General features: G+C 74.1%; 16 protein-coding genes. 11 read left to right on the top strand and 5 right to left on the bottom strand.

The annotated features are described in order from the left end of the window. Positions 1-73 precede the first annotated feature (73 nt). The 7 genes from FHX71_RS10265 (at position 74) to FHX71_RS10235 (ending at position 13,011) form a co-directional block, all read left to right on the top strand. On the top strand, positions 74-1,669 hold the full coding sequence (locus FHX71_RS10265; RefSeq protein WP_246402489.1) for a pyridoxal phosphate-dependent decarboxylase family protein: 1,596 nt from the start codon (positions 74-76) through the stop codon (positions 1,667-1,669). Continuing rightward, the gene (locus tag FHX71_RS10260; RefSeq protein ID WP_182615928.1) at positions 1,666-3,150 is read left to right on the top strand and encodes a lysine N(6)-hydroxylase/L-ornithine N(5)-oxygenase family protein; all 1,485 of its coding nucleotides are present in this window, start codon (positions 1,666-1,668) and stop codon (positions 3,148-3,150) included. Before FHX71_RS10265 ends, FHX71_RS10260 begins: the two co-directional genes overlap by 4 nt. Further along, the gene (locus FHX71_RS10255) at positions 3,147-5,648 is read left to right on the top strand and encodes a GNAT family N-acetyltransferase (protein WP_182615926.1); all 2,502 of its coding nucleotides are present in this window, start codon (positions 3,147-3,149) and stop codon (positions 5,646-5,648) included. The genes FHX71_RS10260 and FHX71_RS10255 overlap by 4 nt, the downstream gene beginning before the upstream one ends. Before the next feature lie 30 nt (positions 5,649-5,678). Then, entirely contained in the window at positions 5,679-8,345 is a 2,667-nt protein-coding gene (locus FHX71_RS10250) for a GNAT family N-acetyltransferase (protein WP_182615924.1), read from the top strand. A gap of 9 nt (positions 8,346-8,354) precedes the next feature. Beyond that, positions 8,355-9,146 carry a dimethylargininase gene (ddaH, locus tag FHX71_RS10245; RefSeq protein WP_182615922.1) on the top strand — a complete coding sequence of 264 codons (792 nt, stop codon included), beginning with the start codon at positions 8,355-8,357 and terminating at the stop codon, positions 9,144-9,146. Between the two features lie 86 nt (positions 9,147-9,232). After that, on the top strand, positions 9,233-11,164 hold the full coding sequence (locus tag FHX71_RS10240) for an ABC transporter ATP-binding protein (RefSeq protein ID WP_246402485.1): 1,932 nt from the start codon (positions 9,233-9,235) through the stop codon (positions 11,162-11,164). Continuing rightward, positions 11,161-13,011 carry an ABC transporter ATP-binding protein gene (locus FHX71_RS10235; RefSeq protein ID WP_182615920.1) on the top strand — a complete coding sequence of 617 codons (1,851 nt, stop codon included), beginning with the start codon at positions 11,161-11,163 and terminating at the stop codon, positions 13,009-13,011. Before FHX71_RS10240 ends, FHX71_RS10235 begins: the two co-directional genes overlap by 4 nt. 30 nt (positions 13,012-13,041) lie before the next feature. Here FHX71_RS10235 and pdxR read toward each other — a convergent pair whose 3' ends face one another. Beyond that, positions 13,042-14,385 carry a MocR-like pyridoxine biosynthesis transcription factor PdxR gene (gene pdxR / locus FHX71_RS10230; RefSeq protein ID WP_182615918.1) on the bottom strand — a complete coding sequence of 448 codons (1,344 nt, stop codon included), beginning with the start codon at positions 14,383-14,385 and terminating at the stop codon, positions 13,042-13,044. A 298-nt stretch (positions 14,386-14,683) separates the two neighbouring features. On the opposite strand from pdxR, the gene FHX71_RS10225 reads away from it, so the two are divergent. Next, on the top strand, positions 14,684-15,535 hold the full coding sequence (locus tag FHX71_RS10225; RefSeq protein ID WP_246402484.1) for a pyridoxamine 5'-phosphate oxidase family protein: 852 nt from the start codon (positions 14,684-14,686) through the stop codon (positions 15,533-15,535). A gap of 223 nt (positions 15,536-15,758) precedes the next feature. Here FHX71_RS10225 and FHX71_RS10220 read toward each other — a convergent pair whose 3' ends face one another. Beyond that, positions 15,759-17,417, bottom strand: a complete 1,659-nt coding sequence (locus tag FHX71_RS10220; protein ID WP_182615916.1) for an HNH endonuclease — start codon at positions 17,415-17,417, stop codon at positions 15,759-15,761. A 687-nt stretch (positions 17,418-18,104) separates the two neighbouring features. Here FHX71_RS10220 and FHX71_RS10215 point away from each other — a divergent pair. After that, on the top strand, positions 18,105-19,100 hold the full coding sequence (locus tag FHX71_RS10215; RefSeq protein ID WP_246402473.1) for a DMT family transporter: 996 nt from the start codon (positions 18,105-18,107) through the stop codon (positions 19,098-19,100). A gap of 12 nt (positions 19,101-19,112) precedes the next feature. Here the strand turns inward: FHX71_RS10215 and FHX71_RS10210 are convergent, their stop codons facing one another. Continuing rightward, entirely contained in the window at positions 19,113-20,159 is a 1,047-nt protein-coding gene (locus FHX71_RS10210) for a hypothetical protein (RefSeq protein WP_182615914.1), read from the bottom strand. 139 nt (positions 20,160-20,298) lie between these two features. Here FHX71_RS10210 and FHX71_RS10205 point away from each other — a divergent pair, with 139 nt between their 5' ends. Then, on the top strand, positions 20,299-21,156 hold the full coding sequence (locus tag FHX71_RS10205) for a class I SAM-dependent methyltransferase (RefSeq protein WP_182615912.1): 858 nt from the start codon (positions 20,299-20,301) through the stop codon (positions 21,154-21,156). Next, positions 21,153-21,737: a DinB family protein gene (locus FHX71_RS10200; RefSeq protein WP_220489612.1), complete on the top strand. Its 585-nt coding sequence runs from the start codon at positions 21,153-21,155 to the stop codon at positions 21,735-21,737. The genes FHX71_RS10205 and FHX71_RS10200 overlap by 4 nt, the downstream gene beginning before the upstream one ends. A 35-nt stretch (positions 21,738-21,772) precedes the next feature. Here the strand turns inward: FHX71_RS10200 and FHX71_RS10195 are convergent, their stop codons facing one another. Both FHX71_RS10195 and FHX71_RS10190 read right to left on the bottom strand, forming a co-directional pair. Continuing rightward, positions 21,773-22,231 (bottom strand): VTT domain-containing protein, encoded by a 459-nt coding sequence (locus FHX71_RS10195; protein ID WP_182615910.1) that lies wholly within the window; start codon positions 22,229-22,231, stop codon positions 21,773-21,775. A gap of 89 nt (positions 22,232-22,320) precedes the next feature. Beyond that, complete coding sequence (locus tag FHX71_RS10190) at positions 22,321-23,241, bottom strand: LysR family transcriptional regulator (protein ID WP_182615908.1); 921 nt, start codon at positions 23,239-23,241, stop codon at positions 22,321-22,323. Positions 23,242-23,267 lie beyond the last annotated feature (26 nt).

Below are 23,267 nucleotides of genomic sequence, written 5' to 3'. Positions count from 1 at the left end.
AGGCAAACCTAAGTCGCACCACGCCGTCCGCTCCCGGGCGGCGTTCCTTTCGCCTTCACGAGGAGCCTTCCGCATGCCCTCACGCCTGCCCGCAGTGACGCAGCCAGTGCCCAGCGCGCCCTCCCCGGGTGCGAACCACGACACGACCGCGTTGTTGCGCGGGGCCACCGCGAGCACCTATGCGGACACGGTCCGCGCGGTCGCCGACGACATCGCCGCCCGGCTCACGTCGGTGACCCAGCCGTTCTCGGGGGCCAGCCGCGCCGAGCTGCAGCGCCTGGTGGACGCCGTCGACCTGGACGGCCCGCCGTCGGGCACCCAGGAGGCGCTGCGCGAGGCCGCGGACCTGTACGCGACGCATGCGATCTGGTTCCACGAGCCCACGTACGCCGCGCACCTGAACTGCCCCGTCGCGCTGCCCGCCGTCGGCGCGGAGACGATGCTGGCCGCGATCAACACCTCCGTGGACACCTACGACCAGTCCACGGTCGCCACGCTCATGGAGCGCCGCCTGGTGGAGTGGACGGCGGGCCGCATCGGCTTCCCGCTCGACGGAGACCGGCCCGACGGCGCCGACGGCATCTTCACCTCGGGCGGCACCCAGTCGAACTTCCAGGCCCTGTTCCTGGCCCGCGAGCGGTCGCGCCGCGACGGCACCCGCCTGGAGTCGATGCGCATCCTCGCCACGTCCGCGAGCCACTTCAGCGTCGCCAAGTCGGCGCTGCTGCTCGGCCTGCCGCGCGACGCCGTGGTCGAGGTCGGCACCGACACCGAGGGCCGGATGAGCGCGGACGCCCTGGGGGAGACCCTCGTCGACATCGAGCGCACCGGCGACACCGTGATCGCCGTCGTCGCCACCGCGGGCACCACCGACCGCGGCCGCATCGACCCGCTGGGCCCGATCGCCGACCTGTGCGACGCCGTCGGCACCTGGCTGCACGTCGACGCCGCCTACGGCTGCGGGCTGCTGGTCAGCCCCGCGCGCCGGCACCTGCTCGACGGCATCGAGCGGGCCCGCAGCGTCACCGTCGACTTCCACAAGTCGTTCTTCCAGCCCGTCTCCTCCAGCGCCCTGATCGTGCGCGAGCGGGCCGACCTCGCCCCCGTGGCCTGGCACGCCGACTACCTCAACCCGAGCGAGGAGCTCGGCGAGCCCACCCCCGACCTCAACCAGGTCGACAAGTCCCTGCAGACCACGCGCCGCTTCGACGCGCTCAAGCTCTGGGTCACGCTGCGTGCCCTCGGTGCGGACGGCATCGGCGCCATGGTGGACGCCGTCTGCGACCTGACCGCCGCCGTGCACCAGGACCTCGCCACGGACCGCGACTTCCGCCTCGTCGGGGGCACCGACCTGTCCACCGTCCTGTTCCGCTACGAGCCCGACGGCCTCGACGTCGAGCGCGCCGACGCGCTCGTGCCCCAGGTGCGGCGCGTCCTGTTCGACTCGGGCCGCACCCTGGTCGCCAAGACCGTGATCGACGGCCGCCCCTGCCTCAAGCTGACCCTGCTCAACCCCGACGCCACGCTCGCCGACATCCGCGGCGTGCTGGAGCTCGTCCGCTCCGCCGCCCACGGGCTGCTCGCGGGGGAGGCGCTCGCGGACACCGAGGAGCCGCCGTGCCGGGACGTGCACCCGCGGCTCGCCCGCAGCGAGGAGGAGGCGCGATGAGCGCGGACCTGACGACCGCCGGACAGGTGAAGGTCCACGACCTGCTCGGCATCGGCATCGGTCCGTTCGACCTGGGCCTCGCGGCGCTCGCCCAGCCCCTGCCCGACGTCGACGCCGTCTTCCTGGACCAGCGCGACGGCTTCTCCTGGCACGCCGGGATGCTGATCGAGGGCACCACGCTCCAGGTCCCGTTCCTGGCCGACCTGGTGACGATGGCGGACCCGACGTCGCCCTACTCGTTCCTGGCCTGGCTCAAGGCGACGGGGCGGCTGTACCCGTTCTACATCCGCGAGTCGTTCTACCCGCTGCGCGCCGAGTACGACCAGTACTGCCGCTGGGTGGCCGAGCAGCTCCCGAGCCTGCGCTGGGGGAGGCGCGTGACGAGCGTGGTCCGGGTCGCGGACCCGTCCGCCCGAGCGGGTGCGTCGTCGGGCGGGGGCGGCTACCTGTTCGAGGTGACCGCCGAGACCGCCCACGGCGTCGAGAAATACTGTGCCAAGCACCTCGTGCTCGGCACCGGCACCCAGCCGCGGCTGCCGGCCTTCCTGGAGGGCCTGGCGGGGGCCGGGGGTTCCGACGGCGCGGCGGGCGCGGGTCCCGTGGTGCACACCAGCGACTACCTGCCGCGCCGGGACGACCTGCGCGCCGCGGGCTCGGTCACGGTGGTGGGCAGCGGGCAGTCCGCGGCCGAGGTGTACCGCGACCTGCTGGAGGACTGCGGCACCGGCCCGGGGGAGCACCGCGTGGACTGGGTGACCCGCTCGCCCCGGTTCTTCCCGATGGAGTACACGAAGCTGACGCTCGAGATGACGTCGCCCGAGTACACCGACCACTACGTCTCGCTCCCGATCGAGCAGCGCGACGTGCTGGGGCGCGAGCAGCGCAACCTCTACAAGGGCATCAGCGGCGACCTGATCGACGACATCTACGACACCCTGTACCGCAAGTCCGCGCTGGGTACCGAGGTGCCGACCACGCTGCTGTCCGACACGGAGGTGGTCGCGGCCCGCTTCGACCCCGCCGGTACGGATGCCGCCGGCGCCGAGGGCAGGGGCGAGTACGTCCTGACCCTGCGCCACGCCCAGCTCGGCACGACGGCGGAGCACCGCACCCGCGCGATCGTCGCGGCCACGGGCTACGCCGCCTCGGTGCCGGAGTTCCTGGCCCCCGGCCTGGTCAACCTCGACGCCCGCGGCCGCTACGCCGTGACCCGCGACTACACCGTGGACGACGACAAGCGCATCCACGTCGTCAACGGCGAGGAGCACACCCACGGCGTCACCGCCCCCGACCTCGGCTTCGGCGCCTGGCGCAACTCCGTGATCCTCGCGAACGTCACCGGCCGCGAGCCGTACCCGATCGAGCGCCGCATCGCCTTCCAGCAGTTCGGCCTGCCCGACGGCGGGGTCCCCGCCGCCGAGCCCGACACCCGGGCGACCAAACCGCGACCGACCGACAACGAGATGGAGGCCGCCCGGTGAGCACCCCGACGACACTGCACACCTTCACGACGTCGACCCGGCTCGGCGAGGTGACGATCGAGCCGGTCGACCCGGTGCGCGATGCCGAGCTGGTGCAGCGCTGGCTGGCGCACCCCGCGTCGTCGTACTGGCAGATGGCCGACCTGCACGTCGACGACGTGCGCGAGTACCTGGCCGGCATCGCCTCGCGCCCGAACGAGGACGCCTGGCTCGGCCGCGTCGACGGAGAGCCGCTGTTCCTCACCGAGACGTACGACCCGTCCCTCCTGCTCGACGGCGTGCACGACACGCAGCCCGGCGACCTCGGCATGCACCTGCTCGTCGCCCCGCCCGCGACGCCGCGGCACGGCCTGACCGACACCGTCATGACGGCGGTCATGCGGTTCTGCCTGACCACCAGGGGCGCGCTCCGCGTCGTCGTCGAGCCCGACGTCGGCAACCGGAAGATCGCCGCCAAGAACGCCGCCGCGGGGTTCCGCGTGCTCCGCGAGGTGGACCTCGGCAGCGGCGCGCACGCCAAGCGCGCGGCGCTCAGCGTCGCGACCCGCGCCGACTTCGCGGCCTCCGCGCTCGGCGACGGCTTCCCGGCTGACGGCGCCGGGGCCGGCTCGCACCGCGAGCCCGCGACCCACAGGCCCGACCCCATGATCGCGACGCACCTGACCGCGCCGCTCATGGAGCACGCCCACCGGCACCTCGCCGCCAAGGCGCTCGCGGAGCTCGCCCACGAGCGGCTCTTCGCGCCGGAGCCGGAGAGCGACACCGACGGCGCCTACCGTCTCGACCTGGACGGCGTCACCTACCGGTTCACCGCGCGCCGCTACGCCCTGGAGCACTGGGTCATCGACCCGGACTCGATCCGCCGCACGGCCGACGCCGGGGTGCGCGGCGTCGTCGTCCTGCCCGTGGACGTGCTGGAGCTGGTCGCCGAGCTGCAGCCGCTGCTCCAGGTGCCCGACGCGCTCCTGGCGACGTACCTCGAAGAGCTGTCGGCCACCCTGGCGAGCGCGGCCGCGAAGCGGGAGCGTGAGCTCGACGGCACCACGCCGTCGGTGGCGGGACTGCTGGAGGCGGCCCGGACGGCGTCCGGCACGCACGCCACCGCCGAGGCGTTCCAGCAGGTCGAGGCCGCGATGTCCGAGGGGCACCCGAGCTTCGTCGCGAACAACGGCCGCATCGGCTTCTCCCTGCGCGACTACCGCGCCTACGCCCCCGAGCGCGGTGAGCGCCTGCGCATGCTGTGGCTCGCCGCGCGCCGCGAGCACAGCCACCTCGCGCTGTCCGCCGACCAGACCGAGGCCGGCCACTACGGCGGCCCCGACACCCCGGGCGAGCTGTCCGACGCCGAGCGCGCCGCGTTCGCCGACCGCCTGGACGCCCGCGGCCACGACCCCGCCGACTACCTCTACCTGCCGGTGCACCCCTGGCAGTGGGAGCACCGCGTGGCGGTCACGTTCGCCGCCGACGTCGCGCGCGGCGACCTCGTGCCGCTCGGCCCCGGCTCGGACGAGTACCAGGCCCAGCAGTCGATCCGCACCATGTTCAACCGCACCCGCCCCGAGCGGCACTACGTCAAGGTGGCGCTCGCGATCCAGAACATGGGGTTCCTGCGCGGGCTGTCCCCGGCCTACATGCGGGCCACGCCCGCGATCAACGACTGGGTCGCCGACCTGGTTACGAGCGACGAGACCCTGCGCCGCAACGGCTTCGGCGTGCTGCGCGAGCTCGCCTCCGTCGGCTACACGGGCGACGTCTACCACCGCACGCCCCAGCCCAACCCGCACCGCAAGATGCTCGCCGCCCTGTGGCGCGAGTCGCCCGTGCCCCGGCTGGAGCCCGGCGAGCGCCTGGTCACCATGGCGAGCCTGCTGCATCGCGACGCGGGAGGGGCGGCCTTCGTCACCGGCCTGGTCCGCGAGTCCGGCGTCGCGCCGCAGGAGTGGCTGCGCGCCTACCTCGACGCCTACCTGTACCCGCTGGTGCACTGCCTGCTCACCTACGAGCTCGCGTTCATGCCCCACGGGGAGAACCTCATCCTCGTGCTGCGCGACGGCGTCGTGCGGCGCGCCATCATGAAGGACATCGGCGAGGAGGTCGCCGTCCTGGGGCAGGGCCCGCTGCCCGACGCCGTCGCGCGCATCCGCGCCGCCGTGGACGACGACGAGAAGGCGCTCGCGGTCTTCACCGACGTGTTCGACGGCGTGCTGCGGCACCTGTCGGGCATTCTCGCGGAGGACGGCGTGCTGCCCGAGGACCGGTTCTGGGCGCTGGTCGCCGAGACCATCGACCGGCACGCGGCCGAGCACCCTGACGTGCACGCCGCCACGGGCATCGACCTGCGGGCCGCGCGCTTCGCGCACTCCTGCCTGAACCGCCTCCAGCTGCGCAACACCCTGCAGATGGTGGACCTGACCAACCAGTCCGAGTCGCTGATCTACGCGGGTTCGCTCGCGAACCCCGTGCGGCGCGGCGAGACGAGCACCGAGAGACGGATCTAAAGAAATGACCGCAGAGAGATGATAGGGAACGTGGACTTCGACCTGTTTCGTGACGACCTCGGCATCCCGCACGTGCGGGCCGCCACCGAGACTGCGCTGGCCTACGGCCAGGGCTGGGTGACCGCCCAGGACCGCGGGCTGCAGGTCGAGGCGGACCGGATGCGCGCCGAGGAGCGGTACGGCGAGATCGCCGGCGCGGCGGGTCAGGCGTGGGACCGGTTCGCCGCGAAGGAGCGGCTGGCCGCCACGGCCCGCGAGATCCACGACGCGCTGGCCGCGCCCGAGCGGGCGTGGCTGGCCGCCTACGCGGACGGCGTCAGCGCCGGTCTGCTGGCGGGAGGCCGGGACGTCCCCGAGCTGGCGGGCGTCCCGTTCCGCCCGTGGCAACCGTGGACGCCGATCGGCGTGTTCCTCGCGAGCCACGTGCTGTTCAACGGTTTCCCGAGCATCCTCTGGCGGGCGCACGTGGCCCGGCACCTGCACGTCCCCGGCGTGCCGCTGGACCGGGTGCTGGGCCTGTTCACGGCCGACGGCGGCTCCGGCTCCAACGCCTGGGCCGTGCACGGCCGGTACACGGCGTCGGGCGGCCCGCTGGTCGCGGGCGACCCGCACCGCACCCTGGAGCTGCCCGGCCCCTACCAGCAGGTCCGGCTCGCGTGCACGGACCCGGCCGCGCCCTACGACGTCGTCGGCTTCGCCTTCCCGGGCGTGCCCGGCGTGCCGCACTTCGGGCACGCGGTGCACCGGCATGCCGGGTCAGACCAGTCCGTTGCCTGGGGCATCACCAACGCCGCGGCCCACCACGTCGAGGTGGTGCGGGACGGCGCGGACAGCCGCGGGGTCGACGGCTGGCGCCTGCACTGGCCGGCCCGCGAGCTGTCCGACGTCGGCGTCGGTGCCTGGCGCGCGCTCCTGCACGCCCATACTGCCCGCGACGTCGCCGACGCGTTCGGCCGGTGGGTCGACCCCGTGAACCGGGTCCTGACCGCCGACAGCACCGGCGACGTGCTCAGCCTGACCGCGGGCAAGGTCCCCGCCGTGCCGTCCGGCGCCCCGGAGCTCGCCCTGCCCGCCGCCAAGCCGGCCGACGGCTACGTCGACCTCCCCGCGCCCGCCGCGGTGGTGCAGGTGGCCGTCGACGCCAACGAGCGCCCCGTGACCCAGCACCCCGCCGGAGCCGACGGCCGCCCCGGCACCGGACCGCGCGACCTGCGCCCCGGGCGCGAGGCGCACGACCTGGGCTGGTCCTACGCCCCGCACCGCGCCGAGCGGATCCGCCAGCTCCTCGCCGAGACGAGCGAACCGGAGTCGCCCGCGACCCAGGCGCGCATCCACGGCGACACCCGCGACCTCGGCGCGGAGGGCCTCGTCGCGCACCTGGCCGGCGACGCCTCCGCGGCCGCGGACCGGCTGCGCGCCTGGGTCGCGGACGGCGCCCACGTGGAGGCGGCCTCCACCGACGCCGCCCTCTACATGCGCTGGCGCGACGCCCTGGCCCACCGTCTCGCCAACCACCCCGTGTTCGCCCCGCTGCACGAGCCGCACGACCAGGACCCCGCGCTCGCGCCGGTCCTCGGCGGTGTGTTCGACGTCGCGGCGGCGGTCGGGGCCGGGCTGGCCCGCATCCTCGCGGCCGACTGGCTCGTGGTCGACGGCGCGGACGGGCGGCGCCTGCGCATCGACACCGCGGCGGAGGCGGGGGCGGCGCTGGCTGTTGCCGCCCGGGAAAGCATCAACGAACCGACCTGGGGCGACCTGCACGTCCCGGCCCCGCTGCTGCCCGTCCCCGACCTGGTGGCGCCCGCGGTGCCGGGCCGGCCGGTCGGCGTCGTCCCCGCGCCCGTCTCCGGGAACAACGAGACGGTGCGCTGCACGGGCGGCGCGCCCGGCGTCGCGCCGACGGCCTACCGCGCGTCGGTCGCGCGCTACGTCTGGGACCTGTCGGACCGCTCGAACAGCCGGTGGGGCGTGCCCTTCGGCGCCGACGGGCGTCCGGGCAGCCCGCACTTCGACGACCAGCACGCCACCTGGGCCGACGCCCGCACCACCGCCGTCGTCACCGACTGGGACCGCCTGCGCCCCGCGGACACGAGCCTGCGGCTGCTCAACGGCGCCCGCGGCGCGGAGGTGTGGCGCCGCGACTTCGGCGCGGACGGCCTGGTCACGGTGCACGTGCTGGACCCCGACGCCGACGCCGACCTGCTGCACGGCTGGTTCACCCAGCCGCGCGCGTCCTTCTGGGGGATGGGGGAGCACACGCGCGACGAGGTGCGCGACACCTACGCGTTCGTCGACTCCCTGGAGACGCACCACGCCTACCTCGTGCGCTGGGACGACGAGCCCGTGGTGCTCCTGCAGGCCTACCACCCCGAGCACGACCCGGTCGGCACCGCCTACGACGTGCGCCCCGGCGACCTGGGCCTGCACTTCTTCCTGGGCAGCCGCGGCCCGGTCGCCCGGCACGGCGCGCCCCTGGACCCCTGGTCGGTGCTCGGGCCCGCGATGCGCGGCTTCCTGTTCGCCGGGGCGGGTACCCGCCGCCTGGTGGGGGAGCCCGACGCGCACAACGAGAAGGCGGTCCGCCGCATGCAGGTCATGGGGTTCACCGCGGGGGAAGTGGTCTCGTTCGAGTCGCCGCAGGGGCCCAAGGTGGCGCGGATGGCCTACCTCGATCGCGGAGAGCCCGGGCCGCGATAGCGTCGCGGCATGGTCACTTCTCAGCCCGGCGCAGAGCCCGCGCACCGCACCCTGCTCGTCCGCCCGCCGTCGCCCGCCCTGGCCGACGGCGAGCTGACGCACCTCGAGCGCGTCCCCGTCGACCCGGCCCTGGCCGCGCGGCAGTGGACGGGCTACGTGGACGTGTTCCGGGACCTGGGCTGGTCGGTGCGCGAGCTGCCCGCGGCCGACGCCCACCCCGACGGCGTGTTCGTCGAGGATGCTGTGGTGGTGTTCGACGACCTGATCGTCCTGACCCGGCCAGGGGCCCTGTCCCGGCGCGGCGAGATCGAGTCGATGCGGCCGGTGGCCGGCGCGACGGGCCGGGAGGTCGCCGAGATCGCCGAGCCCGGCACCCTGGAGGGCGGCGACATCCTCAAGGTCGGGAGCACCGTCTACGTGGGGCGGACGGCGCGCACCAACGCCGACGGCGCCGGACAGCTGCGGGCGCTGCTCGAACCGCGCGGCTGGCGCGTCGTCGAGGTGCCCGTGACCCGGGCGCTGCACCTGAAGACGGCCGTCACGGCCCTGCCGGACGGCACGGTGATCGGGTACCCGCCGCTGGTCGACGACCCGTCCGTGTTCGAGTCGTTCCTGCCGGTGCCCGAGGCGGAGGGGACCGCCGTCGTCGTGCTGGACCCGACCACGGTGCTGCTGTCGGAGAGCGCGCCGGCCACCGCCGAGCTGCTGCGGGGCCGCGGCCTGACCGTGCACACCACGCCCGTGACCGAGTTCGAGAAGCTCGAGGGCTGCGTCACGTGCCTGTCGGTGCGGGTGCGCTGAGCGCGCGCGCACCCTGTGGCGCAGGTCACAACGAGAAAGGTGCTTACCGAAACTAACAACTTGCGCCCGCCCGGATAATGGAGGCGATGCCTCCCACAGACGAACGCTCGAATCGATCCGATCCTTCTTCTGACCCCAGTAGTCCGCCCGGCGCCGAGCGCAGCACCTTCGCCTCGGTCCGCAGGCTGTACCCCTACGTCCGCCCCGCGATGCCGCGGCTGGTGGGCGGACTGCTGGCTTCGCTGGGCGCCAGCCTCATGGCGCTCGCCATCCCGCGCGTGCTGCAGTGGGTCACCGACGGCCCGCTCACGACGGGCGCGGAGGACCACGACTGGACGGGCCTGGCCTGGTCCGTCGTCCTCGTCGCGCTGCTCGGCGTCGGCGAGGCCGGCCTGATCCTGCTGCGCCGCACGCTCGTCATGTTCCCCGGCACGCGCGTCGAGGCCGTGATGCGCATGGCGCTGTTCAAGCACCTGCAGGACCTGCCGATCGCGTTCCACGACCGCTGGCCCGGCGGCCAGCTCCTGAGCCGCATCATGGGCGACCTCGGCCTGCTGCGCCGCTGGCTCGTCTTCGGCATCCTGCAGCTCGTGGTCAGCTTCGTGACCATCGTGGTCGGCGTCGGCCTGCTCGTGGTCACGGGCGGCTGGCTCGGCATCATCTTCCTGTGCGGCGCGATCCCCGTGACGATCCTGGCGTTCCGGTTCTCCCGCAAGTACCGCAAGATCTCGCGGCTCTCGCAGGACCAGTCGGGCGACCTCGCCACCACCGTCGAGGAGTCGGTGCACGGCATCCGCGTGCTCAAGGCGTTCGGCCGCGGGCCCGACGCCCTGGACTCGTTCACCGACCAGGCGTCCGAGCTGCGCGAGACCGAGATCCGCAAGGCCACCACCGACGCGGGCCTGACCACCGCCCTGCGCGTGATCCCCGAGGTCACGCAGGCGGTCGCCCTCGTCGCCGGCGTCTACCTCGTGGCCCAGGGCGACATGACGCTCGGCGCGCTGGTCGCGTTCTTCGCCACGACGGCGGTCATCAACGGCCCCGTCGTCGACCTCGGCATGACGCTGTCGATGACGCTCAACGCGCGCACCGCCGTCGACCGGTTCTTCGAGGTGATCGAGACCGTCAACCCGCTCACCGACCCGTCCCGGTCCGCGGACCTGCCGCCCGCCACCGGCGAGACAGGCGGGCACGTCGCCTTCCGCAACGTCACCTTCCGGTACGACGACGCCGAGCGCCCCGTGCTCGACCAGGTCGACCTGGAGCTGCCGCCCGGCACCACCACCGCCCTGGTCGGCCTGACCGGCTCCGGCAAGTCGACGCTGGCGATGCTGCCGCCGCGGCTCTTCGACGTCACGGCCGGAGTGGTCGAGGTGGACGGCGTCGACGTGCGCGACATGACCCGCGCGCAGGTGCGCGAGCGGGTCGCCGTCGCCTTCGAGGACCCCACGCTGTTCTCCGCCTCCGTGCGGGACAACGTGCTGCTCGGCGTGCCCGACGGCCTGCCGGAGGCCGAGCGTGAGGCCCTCATGACGCAGGCGCTGGAGGTGGCCCAGGCGCAGTTCGTGCTGGACCTGCCCGACGGCGTCGGCACCCGGATCGGCGAGGAGGGCCTGTCCCTGTCCGGCGGCCAGCGCCAGCGGCTCGCCCTGGCCCGGGCCATCGCCGCCCGGCCGCGGGTGCTCGTGCTCGACGACCCGCTGTCCGCCCTCGACGTCACCACGGAGGAGGCGGTCACCGCGCGCCTGCGGGACGTGCTGGGGGCCACGACCAGCCTGATCATCGCCCACCGGCCCTCGACCGTGGCCCTCGCCGACCGCGTCGCGGTGCTGCAGGGCGGCCGCATCACCGCCGTCGGCACGCACCACGACCTGCTGGCCACCGACCCGCACTACCGGTACATCATCTCGAGCCTGGAACAGGACTACGAGGCGCACGACGGCGAGAACCACGCCGAGCAGGGCGAGAGCCAGCATGGCCAGAGCCAGCAGACCGAGAGCCAGGAGGCGCTGTCATGACGGTCACCACGGAGCCCACCACCGGGCGCCGTCGTCCCACCGACGCCGCCGCGGACGACGAGACCCTCCTCGGCCAGGACGCGTCCCGCGCCGTCCGACGCCGGTCCATGCAGCTGCTCGGCGACCTGCTGCGCTCCCACAAGAAGGCCCTGGCCTGGGCCGCCGTGCTCGTGGTCGCGTCCACGCTCGGCCAGGTGGCGGGGCCCTGGCTGGTCGGCGTCGCGATCGACGACGCTGTCCCGGCCCTGCGCGAGGGGTCGATCACGCCCCTGGTCCTCACCGGCTCGGGGTACGTCGTCGCCGCCGTGCTGGGCGGCGTCGCCGCCGGTGCCTATGTGCGGGCCGCCGCCCGGATTGCCCAGGCCGTGCTGCTGGACCTGCGGCGCCGCGTGTTCCGGCAGACCCAGCGGCTCTCGCTGGAGTTCCACGAGTCGTACACGTCGGGGCGCATCATCTCCCGGCAGACCTCCGACCTGGAGGCGCTGCGCGAGCTGCTCGACGGCGGCCTGACCGGCGTCGTCTCCTCGCTGCTGCTGATGCTGTTCACGTTCGGGTTCCTGTTCTACGTCGACTGGCGCTCCGGCCTCGTGCTCGCCGTCGCGTTCATCCCGGCCTGGCTGCTCACGCGCTGGTTCCAGCGCATGTCCCAGCGGTTCTACCGGGAGCAGCGGACGGCGTCGGCCCGGCTCATCGTCAAGTTCGTCGAGACCATGACCGGCATGCGCGCCGTGCAGGCGTTCCGCCGCGAGCCCACCACCGAGGGGGACTACGGCAAGCTCGGCGAGGACTACCGCGACGCCAACCTGCAGATCTTCGGCGTCAACGGCCGCTTCCAGCCGGGTCTGATCCTGATCGGGAACATGACGGTCGTGGCGGCGCTCGCCGTCGGCGGCTGGAGGGTGCTCGACGGCGCGCTCGAGGTGGGCGTGCTGGCGGCTGTGCTGCTGTACTGCAAGCGGTTCTTCCAGCCGGTGCAGCAGCTCGGCATGTTCTACAACTCCTTCCAGTCCGCCACGGCGGCGCTGGAGAAGGTGTCGGGCCTGCTCGCCGAGGAGCCCACCGTCGTCGAGCCCACGCGCCCGACGCCGCTGGCCGCGGCCGGGGAGCGGGCGCGCGGCGAGCTGCGGCTGGACCACGTGCGGTTCCAGTACGGCGACGGCCCCGTGGTGCTGCCGGACCTGGACCTCACGATCCCGGCCGGCCAGACCGTGGCCGTGGTCGGCACCACCGGGGCCGGCAAGTCCACGGTGGCGAAGCTGGTCACGCGGTTCTACGACGCGTCCGCCGGGGCCGTGCGCCTGGACGGCATCGACGTCCGCGACCTGGCCTCGGCCGACCTGCGGCGCGCCGTCGTCATGGTGACGCAGGAGGCGTACCTGTTCAGCGGGTCCGTGCGGGAGAACATCGCGCTCGGGCGGCCGGGCGCGTCCCAGGAGGAGATCGAGGCGGCCGCGCGCGCCGTGGGCGCGCACGAGTTCATCCTCGAGATGCCCGACGGCTACGACACCGACGTGAACAAGCGCGGCGGGCGCGTGTCGGCGGGGCAGCGGCAGCTCCTGTCGTTCGCGCGGGCGTTCCTCGCCGACCCGGCGGTGCTCGTGCTCGACGAGGCGACGTCGTCGCTCGACATGCCGGGTGAGCGCCTCGTACAGCGGGGCCTGCAGACCCTGCTGGCCGACCGGACCGCGATCATCATCGCGCACCGGCTGTCCACCGTGGCGATCGCCGACCGGGTGCTCGTGATGGAGCACGGCGCGGTGGTCGAGGACGGCACGCCCGCCGAGCTGATCGCCGGCGACGGGCGGTACGCGCGGCTGCACGAGGCGTGGCAGGACTCGCTGGTCTGAGTCGTTTTCGGGCGCCGCGGGTCGCGGTGGTCAGCGCTTGCGCGGTTCCTCGCCGCGCAGGCCGCTGACCACCGCGGCCAGGGCCCGGTCGAGCTCGGCGTCGGTCACGCCGCCGAAGCCGAGCACCAGGCCGGACAGGTCGGCGGTGCGGCAGTACTGCTCCAGCAGCCGGACGTCGAACCCCGCGGCGCGGGCGGCGGCCCGCGCCGCTGCGGCCTGCTCCGGGGACGTGTGCCACGTGGAGTACATCCCGGCCAGCGGCCCGGCGAGCTTCGCGTGCGGTTCGAGCGCGGCGGCGACCCGGGGCGCCCGGTCGGCGTAGACGCGGCGCGCGGTACGGACCACCTTGTCGACCCAGCCGTCGCGCAGCAGCGTGAGCAGGGCCCGCTGGCTGGCCCACGGCGGGGTGTCGTGCGTGATGGCGCGACGGTGCAGGAGTCGCTCGTGGACCTCCGGCGGCGCGACGAGCCAGCCGAGGCGCAGGCTGGGGCTGACCGACTTCGAGGCGGTCCCCACGTACGCCACGCACGTGCGGTCGAGGGCCGCGAGGGCCGGCACGGGGGCGACGTCGTACCGGAACTCGGAGTCGTAGTCGTCCTCGACCACGACGGCGCCCGCGGCGCGGGCGGCCGCCAGGAGCGCGAGCCGGTCCGCCGCCGGCATGACCCGGCCCAGCGGGTGCTGGTGCGCGGGCGTGACGTACGCGGCGGCGCACCCGGTCAGGTCGGTGACGGGCGCGAGCGCGGGATGGTCCACGACGTCGCGCCCCGACACGCGGATCGTCTCCACGGCGGCCCGGTAGCCCGGGTCCTCGACCAGGACGCCGCCCGGACCGAGCACGCCGAGCAGCTGCCGCAGGGCGTCGGTGGAGCCGCTGGTCAGCAGGATCTCGTCGGGGCCGACCGTCAGGCCCCGGGTGCGGGCGAGCCGTTCGGCGAGGGCCTCCCGCAGCTCCGCCAGGCCGCCCGGGTCGGGGTAGCCCCGCGGCGGCGTCGCCGTGGAGACCTCCCGCCAGGCGCGGCGCCAGCCCGCGAGATGGCGCGGGTCGATCCACGGGGTACCGGCGTCCAGGTGGATGTACCGGGGCGCCTGGGCAGCGGGTCGCGGGGCCCGCGGCTGCGTGGGGAGCGTCTCCCCGGACGCCACGAACGTGCCGGCCCCGTGCCGGGTCGAGACCCAGGCCTCGGCCAGGAGCTGGTCGTACGCCTGCTCGACGACGGCGCGCGCCACACCCAGGTCCGCCGCCAGCGCGCGGCTGGAGGGGAGGCGGTCGCCGGTGTTCAGGGTGCCGTCGGTCACGAGCGCGCGGACGGCGGCGGCGAGCTGCGCGGGGAGGGGCTCGGGGCGGGTGCGGTCGAGGCGGACGGGGAGCATGGGGGTGGCTTTCGGGGTGGGCGGGTCAGGTCGGTCGGTCGGGCGGGTTGGGCGGGGCGGGTCGGGTTAGGTCGGCAGGGCGGGGCGGGAGGGCTAGGTCGGCGGGGCGGGGTCGGTGTGCTCGGCGGGACCGGACCAAGACAGGGCGGGACGGTCGGTTCGGGCCCGGCGCGGGCCGGCTGGTTCGGCGGGGCTGGAGCCAGACGGCCCGCTTGCCCAGGCCCCGAGCCAAGTGGCCTGCTCAACTACCGCTGAAGTGGCTCGTGTCTGTCAGCCACTCCCGGGACAGGCTAGTCGTATGACGACGCAGCAGCTCACCCCGGGACCGGACGCACCCGGTCACGATGCACCCGTTCACGCCGCGCCCGACGGGTCGGTGCCCGGTCCGTCCACAGCAGGCTCGGCCACGGCTGGTTCCAACGCGGCTGGTTCGGCCGGAGCCGGCTCGACCGCGCTCGACCCGTCCTCCGCTCCGCTCTCGCCCACGGACCGGACCACGCCGACCCGGGGCCGCAACCGCCAGGTCGATGAACGGGACCGGCTCATGGGGCTCCTGTCCGACGCGCTGATCGTGCACCTCGGCGTGGTGGCGGGGGCGCACCCGGTGGTCCTGCCGACGGCGTTCGGCGTGGACCCCGCGGGCCCCGACGACGGTGGCACGCTCTACCTGCACGGCTCGGTCGCTGCGGGCTGGCTCGCCCCGGCGCTCGAGCGGGACGTGTGCGTCACGGTCACGGAGCTCGACGGCCTGGTCCTGGCGCGGACGGGATTCCACCACTCGATGAACTACCGGTCGGCGGTGGTGATCGGGCGGCCCCGGAGGGTGACCGATCATGAGGAGCGGCGTTGGGCGCTCGACCTTATTGTCGACCACATGGTGCCCGGGCGGGCCGCGACGTTGCGGCCGGCGACCCGCAAGGAGCTCGCGGCTACCGTCGTGATCGCGCTGCCGCTGGCCGAGGCCTCCATGAAGCAGCGCGCGGGCGGCGCCACCCTCGAACCGGGCGACCTGGAGCTCGACGGATGGGCCGGCGTCGTGCCGGTGAGCCGGACCGCGTCGGCGCCCGTTACCGAGGACTATGTCGCCGACCCCGTGCCCGAGCTCGTGCTCCGCCGCGTCGCTGAGCTGAGTGGAGACGGCGAGCGGTGACGGGCGGGGTCGTCAGAGGCTGGGCGGCGAGGCGCTGGATGGCGAGGTGCTGGAAGCGGGCTGGGTGGTGGCAAGCGGCCGTGATCAGCCGGAGGAGCGGGAGGTCCCAGGTCTGACCGCTGCCGGGCCTGACCGACTGGCGGCGCTGTCTGACGGGTCGGCGGGACTCGTTCGTGCCCGCGTTCTTCGACCATGTCGCTGAAGTCCCGAGTGGTCTGGGCGATCAGAAGGGTGGCTCCCCAGGGTCGGGCCGGTGTGCTCCGGCAGCGCCGGGTGCGACGTTTGCGTCCGAAGTGGACCGGGTGCTGGCCCGGCCGTTCGGGGCACGCCGTCCGAGGAGCTGGCGCACGTCCTCGGCGAGGCTCGTGATGTCGGTGTCGTCGGTGTCTGTGTCCGTGTGGTCGGGGACGGGGCTGGTTTGGGTGGGTGGTCGGGTGTGGGCGTGGCCGGTGGGCGCGATCCAGGTGGTGGTGCCGGTGTCGGGGTCGCGGGTGACGTCCCAGCCGTGGTGCGTCTTGGCGAGGTGGTGGCCGCGGCACAGTGGTTGGAGGTTGGTGGCGCGGGTCTGTCCGGGTGTGCCGGGTGGTTGGTGGGTGGGGTTGAGCTGGTGGTCGTAGGGCTGGATGTGGTCGAGGTCGGTGTGGCGGGCGGGTCGGTCGCACTGGGGGAAGCAGCAGGTCTGGTCCCGGGCGACAACTGCTTGCCGGAGGATCTTGCCGGGTTGGTAGGTGGTGGTGGAGTAGTCGGTCAGGATCCCGGTGGTCGGGTCGGTGAGCAGGCGCTGCCAGGTGGCGTCGGTGGCGATGCGGGCGGCGGTCTCGGCGGGGATGGGGCCGTATCCGTCGAGGTGTCCGGGGGTGTTGTCCAGGCCGAGGAGCATGGTCGCGGGGATCGTGATCCGGATCTGGGGCTTGACGGTGATGACGCGGATCGTGGTTCCGCCGCAGGTGCAGCCGCCGCAGGTGCATCCGGTGGCGGGCACCGTAATGCGGGGCATGGATTGGTTGTCCGTGTCCGGCGTGGTGCTGGGGTCGTCGGGGGCGCATTCGGGGTGTGGTGGGGCGATGATGCGGCCGGTGGTCAGGGCGACGAGGGCGTCGGCGCGGGCTTGGGGCAGGGTGCGGGTGGTGCCGGGGGTGCGGCGTAGGGCGTGGGCGGCTTGTTCGATGGCGTCCCAGACGGTGGCGGCGTCGGTGGCGGGCAGGTTGGCGGTGATCCAGGCCATGGAGTTGTCGGCGGGGTCCAGGAACACGGCCCGCCGGGTGGTGGCGTGCTTGGCCACTTCGGTGGTGCCGTGCAGGTGGGTGGCGTGCTGGTTCATCTTGTCGCGCAGCCACCTGCGGGTGCGGTCGGGTGCTTGGGGCAGGTAGCGGGTGATGGCCTGGTCGCGTTCCTCGGTAGTGAGGGGGTTGCCGGCGCGCAGCAGGATGTCGGCTTTGGTGGTGTCGATGGTGGCGTGGTGGAGGGCGTTCATGACCTGGGGGTGTTCGGCGAGGCCGGTGCCGCGGGCCATGAGCTTGTTCGCGTCGGTCTGGGGGATGTGGAGGCGGGCGCTGATCTCGGCTGCTGCGGCGTTGTGCTCGGTGGTCCAGCCGCGTCGTCGGGCGATTTCGCCGGTGGCGCGTGACTGCATGGCGGTGGCCCAGGAGATGAGGTCCTGCCACCGGGCCGCGACATCGACCAGGTCGGCGTCATCGGTGTCCGCTACCTCGACCGCGGTCAGCGCGGCCACCAGATCTGCGCCGACGGGCAGTGCGCACAGTTCGGGCAGCGCCCCCAGGTCGTCCGCCTCGGCCACGACGTCGGGCTCGTACGGATCTGCCTCGTACGGGTCGACGGAGCCCGTGCCCTCGGCAGGACGGGCGACGCCGGGACGCTCCACATCGACGGCACCACGGGGGAGACCAGCGGCCAGCGCGTGCACGCCACGGCCGTGCCCGGTCCAGGTGACGACGACCTCGGACGGGGCCCTTCCGTCGCCCGATGGGAGCGCGGTCCAGCTCAGGCACGGAGTGGCCGCGGCCGTCTGCGCGTGCGAACCGGTCGTCGTACGCGAATCGGCCCACCCACCTGAGGCTGCGCGATCGGCAGCAGGTGACGCCAGACCAGCGACAGACGAGCCATCGGGCAGCACCCGGCCCAGCGCCCTCTGCAACGACCGCTCGACAGCCGTGACGGGACCACCGCTCGCGTCCAGGATCTTGTCCACACCCGCCCCCTCGGCTCATCCAGCCCATCATTCCCAAGCATCACTGACACATCGAATATATGTTCGATCAGAGCGGGCCGCATCCCCAGATCCAAAGTTGTGGACAACCCCCTGCGCGCCCGAGAACCGCTGCTAGCATCCCGATCGTGACTCCGAACCGTTCCGTCCTGCCGCCCCCGGTCGTCTGACCGGAGCGGCACCACGGCCAGCCCGCGCGGGGCTGGTCCTGCGGCGTGCTCCGAGACGTCTGCCCTCCCGGACGCCTGACGGACCTCGGCACCTTCGCCGTGAGCTCCGGCCAGCCCTCCGGAACCCCTCGGAACGGGCCGGGACCTGCGGGTGCCCGGCCGGGAGCACAACATGTCATCACCTCGGATCGGGCTGCTGCTCGTCTGCCTCGCCGGCGTCCTGTGGGGCACCGGCGGCCTCGCGCTGGAGATCCTGCGCGACCACTCGTCGATGTCCGTCCTCACGGTCAGCGCCTACCGCATGCTCATCGCCGCCCTCGTGCTGGTCGCGGCCTCGTTCGTGCTGCGCCGGGGGCCGCAGCTCGCTGCCCTGGTGCGCGCCCACCCGGTGCGCGCCGTCGTCGTCGGGCTGGGAACCGGCGCCTACCAGGCGCTCTATTTCGGGTCCGTCGCGACCGCGGGGGTCACCGTCGCCACGGTCGTCAGCCTGGGGCTGGCGCCGGTCCTCCTCGCGGCGGTCGACCTGGTCCGGGCCCGACGCCGGACGGCGGTCCGCCCTCGCAGCACCCTGCGCCTCGGGCTGGTCGTCTCCGCCGCGCTGTCCGGGCTCGTGCTGGTCAGCGCGGCGTCCGGGGCTGACGCCGTCGGCCCGCGTCCGGTGCTCGGCCTGCTGCTCGCGATCGCGTCGGGCTCGGTCTACGCCGCGACGACGGCACTCGGCGGCACCCTGCTGGCCTCGCCCGTCGTCGACCCGCTCGCACTGACCGCGGTGGCGACGACGGCGGGCGCCGTCGGGCTCGTCCCGGTGGCCCTGGCCGGCGGCGGTCCCTTCGTCACGAGCGACCCGGCCGCGCTCGGCACCCTCGCCTACCTGGGGGTGTTCACGATGGCCCTCGCGTACGGGCTGTTCTACGCCGGGCTACGGACGACCCGCAGCGGCGCGGCCGTGGTCGCGACCCTGCTGGAACCGGTGACGGCGGCGGTCGCGGCGGCGATCGTGCTGGGGGAGCGGCTCGGGCCGCTCGGCATCGTGGGCTCGGTGCTCATCCTGGCCGCGGTCGCCGGGATCGACGAGCACGAGATTGACGAGCACGGCATGGACGAGCAGGGCGTCGACGAAGGCGCCGTCGACGAACACAGCCCGGCCCCGCTCACCCAGGACGGGTAGCGAAAGCCTGGATCAGGCGTACGACCAGCGTCCGTCCTGTCGCGGCCTCTGCTGCGCCGGGGCGGACGCGTCGTGCTCGACGGCGCTCATCTGGCCGGTGTTGTACTGGTCCGCGATGTACTGGCTGAACTGGCTGGAGTCGAGGGTGTGGGCGTTGTCCTCGAAGTCGTACCCGTTGTGACCGCCCTGCGGGCCGTACCCGCCCGGTGCGGCGGCCGGTGCCGGCGCCGGCGGGATGGCGGCGTGCGCACCCGAGCCGGCCAGCGCGCCGTAGGCGGCCTGCTGGACGCCCGCGGCGGGCGTGGGCGCGTACGCGCCGTAGCCCTGCTGGCCCGACCCGTAGTCGAGCTCCGACCCGGCGGCGTACTCGGGCTGGTATCCGGCCTGGTACGCGGGCTGCTGCCCGGCGTCGGCGGCCGGCTGGTACGACGGGTAGGCGCCCGTGTTCACCTGCTGGGCGGCGGGCTGCCACAGGTCGGCGGGCGGGTTCGGCGAGTCGAACGACGGCGTCGTCCCGGCGAGGCCAGGTCCCGAGACGTTCAGCGCCGGGACGTTCTGCGCCGGAGCGCTCTGTGCCTGAGTGCCCTGGGAAGCGAACGCGTGCGCCGCGAACAGGGCGGACGCACCGGCGTCGGGCTGCACGCCGTTCAGCTCCCCGTGGATGCGGCCGGCGAGGTTCGCGGCGATCGCGAAGCGGAGCGGCGCGAGGGAGTTGACCGACATGGTGCCCGTCACCGCGGGCGGCGGGAGGAACGCGAAGACCTCGTCGTCGCCGAGCCGCAGGCCCTGGTCGAGCGCCGCGTTGAGCGTCTCCTCGAGGAGGTACTCGGCGCGTCCGTCCTCGCCCTCGAGGTCGGCGAACATGTCGTCCATCGTGCTCCACCGGCGTTCGAGCGTTCCCTCGACCGTGTCCAGGAACCACCACCCGTCCTGCGCCTCGAGAAACATGTCGCCGAAACAGGAGGCGAAGCGCGGCGTCTTGCCACCCGTTCCTATCCACGACCAGGACGACAGGGCGAACTCGTAGGCGTCAGGTGCGAATTCTCGGATCAGGTGCACCTTGCGAATGTTGCCATGCTCACACTCCGAGCAAAAGGGGCGTACCGGATACGTAACGATTCGGCTCGGGTGAAACGTCCAAGTTTTTCCTCCCGGAAACACTTGGCCCCCGGGCAGGCGTGGTCGCTAGCGTCGCGCCATGGAGAGCACAGAGAGCTTGGGGAGCACGGGCGCGGGGGGACACGACCAGCTCGCGGTCGACGCGCGGGTCCAGGAGTACTACGCGGGCCTGACCGGCTGGGACGAGCACGCACGGCTCACCGCCCGCTCGGCGCAGGGCCCGCTGGAGCACCTCCGGACCCAGGAGCTGGTCCGGGAGCGGCTCGCGCCCGGCGCGCGGGTGCTCGACGTCGGCGGCGCCACCGGGGTGCACGCCGCACCGCTGGCGGCGGACGGCTACGACGTCGTCCTCGTGGACCCCGTCGCCGCGCAGGTCGCGCGTGCGGCCGAGCACGGCACGTTCGTCGCGCGCGTCGGCGACGCCCGGGACCTCGCCGCGCCCGGCCTGGACCTGGCGGACGACGCCTTCGACGCCGTGCTGCTCCTCGGCCCGCTCTACCACCTCGCGGCCCGCGCCGACCGGCTGCGGGCGCTGCGCGAGGCCGTCCGTGTGACCCGGCCGGGCGGCACCGTCGTCGCCGCCGGGATCACGCGCCTCGCGGCGCTGGTGGGCGGCGGGTACGAAGGCTTCAGGCCGCCCGCCTGGCAGGCCATCCTGGAGCGGGGCGAGGCGCCGTCGGACATCGCCTTCCCCGCGGCCCACTTCCACGACGCCGCCGAGCTCGCGGGCGAGGCGGCCGAGGCGGGGCTGTCCGACGTCGTCGTGCACGGGGTGGAGGGACCGGCCGGCGGTGCGCTGGAGCGCGTCGCGCTCGCCGCGCCCGAGGCGCCGGCGCTGGTCGACGCCGCGCTCACGCTCGCGCGCGCCCTGTCGACGACGCCGGGCGTGCCCGACATGAGCCAGCACGTCCTCGCGATCGCTACGGTCGCACCATGAGCTCCGAGCGCACGACCGGCCCTGGCCCCACGATCGGCGTCCGGCCCGACGACGTCCCCCGGACCGACCCGCCCCCGGCCGCCGACGAGGCCACGATGCTGCGGTCCTTCGTCGACTTCTACCGCGCGACGATCCGGCGGCAGTGCGCGGGGCTGACGGCCGAGCAGCTCCGCACGCCGCACCCGCCGTCGACCATGACGCTGGCCGGGATGCTCAAGCACCTCGCCTACGTGGAGGACGTCTGGTTCTCCGTGCGGCTGCGCGGCAACGACCCGGCGCCGCCGTGGGACACGGTCGACTGGTCGGCGGACCGGGACTGGGACTGGAACAGCGCCCTGAGCGACACCCCGGAGCAGCTCACGGCTCTGTTCGACGACGCCGTGGCCGCCTCCGAGCGCATCCTCGACGAGGTGGTCGCGGGTGGTCTGGACCAGGAGGTCGCGCGGCGCCCGGCTCACGCGGGGCACGGCGGCGCGGTCACGCTGCGCTGGATCCTGGTGCACATGGTCGAGGAGTACAGCAGGCACGCGGGGCACGCCGACCTGCTGCGCGAGGCCCTGGACGGCGCGACGGACCTCTGAGGGCCTGGCCCGCCGGAGGCGTCACACGACGGGGCTCAGAACAGGAACCACGCGTAGTCGGCGGCCTCGAGCACGATCCAGAACCTCAGGAACCGGCCCACCAGCCCGGTGCCGACGAACAGCCACATCCGCACCCGCAGCACGCCCGCGACCACGGACATCACCATGAACGGCGGCAGCCCGGCGAACGCCGAGCAGAGCAGCACGAGGCCGAGGTAGACGGGGCGGCCGTCGGTGCGTTCGCGCCAGCGGGCCATCGCGGCCGCGACCTTGGGCGACTCCAGCTTGTGGCGCAGCCACGGCAGGCGCGTGGTCCCGGCGCCCGCCCAGTACCAGAGCAGCTTGCCGGCCACCTGCCCGACGGCGGCGACGGCGGCCAGCACGACGCTCGGGTAGGTCGGGTCGGCGGCGGCCACCGCGAGGTAGGCCTCCAGCGCCATGAACGCCGCGACGGCGGCGCCGGCGGAGTAGAAGAACGTGGACACCAGGAGCATCGGGCCGGTCTGTCCTCAGGAAGGTCGCGGGCTGGTGGGTCGCGGGCCGCGGTGCCGTGCGACGGAGGGAGCCGGCCAGGTGGCCGGGGTCACATCCGGACGTTAGCGCCTGCGGCCACGAGCTGCCGAATCAACGCCTCCGCGGGCGGCGCGGGCGGCCCGACGGTCAGCGCCATGACGCGCCGCAGCGCGCCGGGCAGGGGAGCGGTCGCGATCCCCGGGTGCCGGTGGGCCAGCAGGGTCAGCCCCGGCAGGAGGCTCACGCCCGCGCCGGCGGCGACCAGGGCCTGCACGGCCACGTAGTCGTCGGTCTCGAAGGCGATGCGCGGGGCGAAGCCGACGGCGGCGCAGCGGGCCACCATGTCGGCGCGGCAGCGCTCGCAGCCGGCGATCCAGTCGGCGTCGTCCAGGGCCTTCAGGTCGGGGGTGACGCCGGGCCCGGGCGCTGCGTCGAGGTCCGCGGCGGTGACGAGGTTGACCGGCTCCTCCAGGATGGTGGTCGACTCGAACCGCGACAGGTCGTCCATGGACCGGGCGTGCCGCACGTCGATGTGCTCGAACACCAGCGCTACGTCGACGGCGCCCGACTGGAGCGCCGCGACGGCGTCCGGCGGCTCGTGCTCGACCAGGCCCACGGACAGGCCGGGGTGCTCCTGGACGAGCCCGGCGACGGCGTCGGGCACGAGGGTGGCGAGCGCGGAGGGGAAGGCGGCCAGGCGGGCGCGGCCCGCGCGCAGGCCGGCCAGGGCGTCGAGCTCGCGGCGCGCGCCCTCGACGCGGCCCAGGATCTCCTCGGCGCGGTTGGCGAGCAGGCGGCCGGCCTCCGTGAGGCGGACGCCGCGGCCGTGCCGCTGCAGCAGCGGGATGCCGGCGTCGGCCTCGAGGCGGGACAGGTGGTGGCTCACCGAGGGCTGGGCGTAGTGCAGCTCCTTCGCCGCGGCCGTGACGGAGCCCGTACGGGCCACCGCCGCGAGCACCCGCAGCCGGGTGAGGTCGAGCTCTGCGGTCATGCCTCCAGGTTAGCGCAGAAAGATAG

Source organism: Promicromonospora sukumoe (assembly GCF_014137995.1).
Classification (GTDB): domain Bacteria; phylum Actinomycetota; class Actinomycetes; order Actinomycetales; family Cellulomonadaceae; genus Promicromonospora; species Promicromonospora sukumoe.
Note: the sequence above shows the minus strand (reverse complement) of the source record. Positions and strands in the feature narration are given on the sequence as shown.